Source organism: Cecembia lonarensis LW9, assembly GCF_000298295.1.
Taxonomy (GTDB): domain Bacteria; phylum Bacteroidota; class Bacteroidia; order Cytophagales; family Cyclobacteriaceae; genus Cecembia; species Cecembia lonarensis.
This window is the reverse complement of sequence record NZ_AMGM01000145.1, coordinates 1-4,886: the sequence shown is the minus strand read 5'-3', so window position 1 is coordinate 4,886 and position 4,886 is coordinate 1. Positions and strand designations below refer to the sequence as shown.

3 protein-coding genes and 1 pseudogene are annotated in these 4,886 nt (G+C 40.6%); 1 reads left to right on the top strand and 3 read right to left on the bottom strand.

What is annotated here, in order from left to right; genetic code table 11:
* Window positions 1-183 (bottom strand): annotated as a pseudogene (locus B879_RS23295) (DsrE family protein); the annotation flags it as partial.
* Window positions 184-495: 312 nt separating this feature from the next.
* On the opposite strand from B879_RS23295, the gene B879_RS20195 reads away from it, so the two are divergent.
* Window positions 496-972 (top strand): hypothetical protein, encoded by a 477-nt coding sequence (locus B879_RS20195; protein WP_009187089.1) that lies wholly within the window; start codon window positions 496-498, stop codon window positions 970-972.
* 1 nt (window position 973) lies between these two features.
* On the opposite strand, the gene B879_RS20190 is transcribed toward B879_RS20195, so the two are convergent.
* Both B879_RS20190 and B879_RS20185 read right to left on the bottom strand, forming a co-directional pair.
* Window positions 974-3,388: a TonB-dependent receptor gene (locus B879_RS20190; RefSeq protein ID WP_009187088.1), complete on the bottom strand. Its 2,415-nt coding sequence runs from the start codon at window positions 3,386-3,388 to the stop codon at window positions 974-976.
* A gap of 150 nt (window positions 3,389-3,538) precedes the next feature.
* Window positions 3,539-4,801, bottom strand: a complete 1,263-nt coding sequence (locus B879_RS20185) for an NAD(P)/FAD-dependent oxidoreductase (RefSeq protein ID WP_009187087.1) — start codon at window positions 4,799-4,801, stop codon at window positions 3,539-3,541.
* Between the last annotated feature and the right edge of the window lie 85 nt (window positions 4,802-4,886).

The window sequence follows — 4,886 nt, the reverse complement described above, 5'->3', positions numbered from 1 at the left end:
TTGTGCATTTGGGGCAGCTTCTAAAATGTTTTGTAACTGTCTCAAAAATTTCATGTGGGTGATACTGTCTCCGGAGGTCAATTGGAAAATTATTTTGTGATTTTCATTGGAAACCACTTGGGCTTGAAGTTGAAAACTCAGTAGAAACGTAAGTAGGAACAAAAGTCTTTTGTGTATGATCATATTTTTTTATCCTGTCTAAGGTTTAAATTTTATAATTTATTTTTTTGCCCCTTTGTAGAAGCATTAAAATCAAATCCCAAAATCCCTAATAAGAAAGGGAGAATATATTTGATATTCAGTGATTAGCATCACAAAAAAGGTTATAGATTGCCTGATATACTCTTTTTTCATAGTGGTGGAAACAATATTTTGGTACAAAATGAAATAGCTCGCGAGATGTTTGGACAGGTTTGAAATTTCCGACTTATTTTTACTGATTTTAATTTTTATTTTCTTTAAATTCCCTGTGTTTAAGCAAAAATCTAAAATTTTATGAAAGGAAAATTAATGAGTGCACTTTTTCTGCTATCACTTATAATAAGTGTCAGCAAAGTTCAGGCCCAAGATGTTGAGGGTTGTTATATGGGCTACTATAATGTTTTTAATGAACGAGGTGCAAGTGCCGTACCTAATGGAGAACATGATGTGGTAATTAGTATCATAAGGGATGGCAAAAGCACATGCTACTTTGGCAAAGCTAAAGTGCAGAATGGCAGCTTTCAATCACCTGTGATGATTCAAAAAGATGACATGTCTTATGTTCCATTGAATACAGTTTTCAGAAGTTTGGACCAAGACTGGCTGGGCAGACAAGATTTGGAAACACTGTATGAGGTCCACGATGGCATGAGTAAAATGTTTTATGCGGAAGATGGGATGTCTGGACGATTGTTTTTCTACACCTTCATCCATGATAAACCCCGCGCCAATAGAAGGGCTCCTTCTGCAGATGTTTTGATCAAACGCTAATTTATAAATTAGCTGTCAATGCTATAATGAAGTTCCTTCCCGGAGCGGCAACACCTGAACTGTAAGTTCGGAATCTTACATCGGTAATATTTTCAAAGCCAGATGAGATGCTGATAGATTTATTGACCCGGTAATTGGCTTTTAGGTTAATGGTAGCCCAAGAAGGACTGAACGGGTTGCCGTTTTCATCTATGGCATACAATTCAGGCTTTCCTCGTTCTTCTAAAGGCAGTTGGTCAAAGCTGAAACTTCCGGCATATTCGCTGAATAATTGTATCCTTAAACTTCTATTTTTGTATTCCAGCCTGCTCACTCCAAATGTTGGAGGAGCATGCCGGGAAGGGCTCTGCTGCCCATCATCTGTCTCTTCTGTTCCTTTTTGCATATTTATTTTGGAAGAGAAACTCCAATGTCTGTTGAATTTTATTTCCAGTGCAGCCTGAATCCCCAAAATTTCTACGAAAGCAGCATTCTGCAAAGAGAGTACCCTACTGAGTTCTCCATCATAGAAAATACTGTCCTGTCCATTTAAAGTAGCTTCCCTTCTTACCAAGGCATTATTGAGCCTGGTATAGTAAGTAGTGACATCGATCATGACAGACTCGGAAATGATTTTCCCGGCATTTAGTTCCAGGTTATAGGCGTATTCTGCATTCAAGTCGGGATTGGGTACCATTACTGCCCCCGGTTCCGAATCAAATACTTTTCCAATATCGTCCACATTAGGGGCCCTAAACCCTGTCGAAGCATTGGCATGCACGATCCAGCTGTCAGTAGGAGTAAAAACCCAGCCCAAACTGGCATTGAAAGCACCTTCTCTGTTTTTGCTTTCTTCGAAAGGAAGGGGATAGAATTCCAGGTTTTGCCGAAAGTCTGCATCCAGCGTAAAGCGACTGTACCTGATGCCACTTTGTAACAGGGATTTCGCAGATAGGCGCTGTTGATAGGTAGCGTAAAGTGCTTGAGAACTCCAGGTGGCATTGGGGTAACGAGACGCAGCCCTGTTGATACTGCCATCCAAAATATTTTGATCAAACCCGGTAGAATTAACATCATTGACAACTGCCTCAGCCCCATAAAATAGCTTGGCATCTCTTTCCTTCCACTCTTTTAGAAAGTCAAGGTTGAGGGAAAACGCATCTACTTTTTCTTCCCGTGTCCTTCTTAATACATCATTAAAATTCCTATCTATTCGACTTTCTTCAAACCGCTGTTGCGCCAAGCTCAACGTCATCTGATCATACAATCGGGAATTGCCCTGATGGTTGATCTTCAGGTGGTTCATCATCCAGATTTGCGGCCCATAAAGCCATTCTGCAGATCTGGGCAGACCATTTGGGCGAAACCTGATCAAGCGGTCAAATCGTGGGAAATCAGAGGTCTCTGAGTAGTGAAAGGCATATTGAATATCCCAATTTTCATTGGGGGAATACCGTAACTTTTGCATTAAGTTGTTTTGCTGGTATCCCGTGGGAACTTGGGTACGGGGATTCGGATTGGGTCGCAGTTCATCCACTCCTTCATTTCTGACTACAAAAGATGGTCTTAAAAATTCCTCAGGCCCTCTGCTTCCCATTCTCAGGTCACTGAAGTCATAGCTGGAAAAGCTACTCACGCCGGCCCATTTCTTTCCACCATATTTGAGATGGATATGTCCTGTTAGCTCATCATTTGCTGTATTTCCCCTAAGTGTAAGACTTCCCCGTATTTTTTGTTGCCCTGGTTCTACCAATTCTGCCTGTAAGGTCTGGAAACTCATAACCGCACCAATGGCATCAGAACCATAAATAATCGATCCAGGTCCAAAAAAGACCTCAGTACTTTCCGTGGCAAATGGATCTAATGAGATGACATTATGAAGGTTTCCGCTTCGGAAAATGGCAGTATTCATCCGGACTCCATCTACCGTATAAAGCAGTCTATTGGTGGAAAAGCCCCTGATCATTGGGCTCCCACCGCCTTGTTGGCTTTTTTGGATAAAGACATCTCCTGATATTCCCAACAAGTCTGCCGCTGTTTGTGGATTGAGTAATTCCCGGTCTTCTTTCGAGATGGTTGTGATTTTGGAAGGTACTTCTTTTCTGTCCTGGCTCCAACGCGTAGCGGAGACTACCGTTTGTTGGAGGAAAATTAAGCTCGGGGATAGGCGGATGATATAGTTTTCTGATGCTATAGCTGTTTTACTTTTAACAAGTGTTTTGTACCCATAAAGCCTGAATTCCAAAGCCTCAAAATCTCCAAAGGCAGTCAGATTGACCTGGCCATCAGCATCAGAAACCTCTACTTGGCCGGATAGCTTATCGTATACGGTTACAAATTCCAAAGGGGCATTGGTTTCCATATCCAAAATGCTCAGCTTTTGTGAAAATGCTTGTTGCTGTAATAGAAAGATGGAAATGAAGAGAAATGCTCTCATGGAAACATAGATTAAACAATTGCAAATAAGCAAAAATATGGAAATCCCCTTGAGCTTTTATACGGTTGGAGTGGATAAAAAAACATCCCATGACCAAAGGACATAGGATGGATTGTAATAGTGCTGGTTGCGATGTTTGTATTTTTGATTTTAAGCTTTTCCTCTCAACATCAGATTCCAATACATAAAGGGAAGTCCATACTTTTTAAGGAGCCACATAGAAAACTGTTCTTTTGTAGTATCTACAAATTTGGAAATCAATGGGTCACTGTCTCTGACATTGTTATACTTGAATTCCGCCAATACCATTTTACCATAACCTGTCACCAATGGACAAGAGGAATAGCCTTCATAAACAGGCTTATCCAAGGTGTTTTCCTTCATCAAATGGAGGATATTTCCCACCACCACAGGGGCTTGTTTTCTAATGGCTGCTCCTGTTTTGGCAGTAGGTAAGGCCACTACATCTCCCAAGCCAAATACATTGGGGTATTTGGTATGTTGGAGTGTGTTGATATCTACACTCACCCAACCTTTATTTGGGTCATCTTGTAAGGCAAGAGGAGAATCCCTAATAAAATCAGGAGCTCTTTGTGGAGGGGCAAGGTGTAACATGTCATACTTCATTTTGATATCGGATTCACCCACTATGTCTTCTCCGATTTTATTATCAACCACCATGGCACAGTTTTGCAAATGACTGTTCATAAACCGGAAAGTGATTTCTTTATTTTCCGCATCAATCTTGATCGGCGCGTAATAAGTTTTGAATATAATGTCGCGGTCAATGATGATTTTATTCAGGGTCTTGGCAATTTCTTTAACCCCAAAAATAACAGTGCCTGGTGTGGCAAATATTACATTAGTGTTATTTCGGATGCCTTTTTTTCTTAAGAAATGTTCGGAAAGGTACATGATTTTTTGAGGTGCCCCACCGCATTTAATGGGTGTGTTGGCCTGGGTAAAAACCGCATTTCCCCCCTTGAAATTATTAAGCATGCTCCAAAACTTTTTGGGGTCAGTGTAAACACTGCCCACAGCATCAGTTTTCATGGCTTCTTCCAAACCAGGAAGTAAACTGTAATCCATTACTAAGCCGGGTGATACCACCAGGTAATCATATGTTATATTTCCTGAAGACTTGGTAAATACTGTATTTTTTTCTGGTTCAAAGCCGGTAGCATAATCCTTGATCCAGGCTACTCCTTTAGGGATATAATCTACCTCTTTCCTTTTGGTTTTTTCAAAATCAAAGGTTCCGGCACCGACCAAAGTCCATGCAGGCTGATAATAATGGGTGTCGGAAGGTTCAACCAATCCGATGGACAAAGATTTGTTTTTTCTTTTAAGTTGTGCAGCTACAGTAATTCCGCCTGTACCTCCACCAATAATCAATACTTGATAGTGGCTCATGGATTTATGGGTTTATTTACATAATAAAAATAGCTGTCCTAATCATAAAAAATGGTGATTTTGATCACATTAAAAAAACACGACG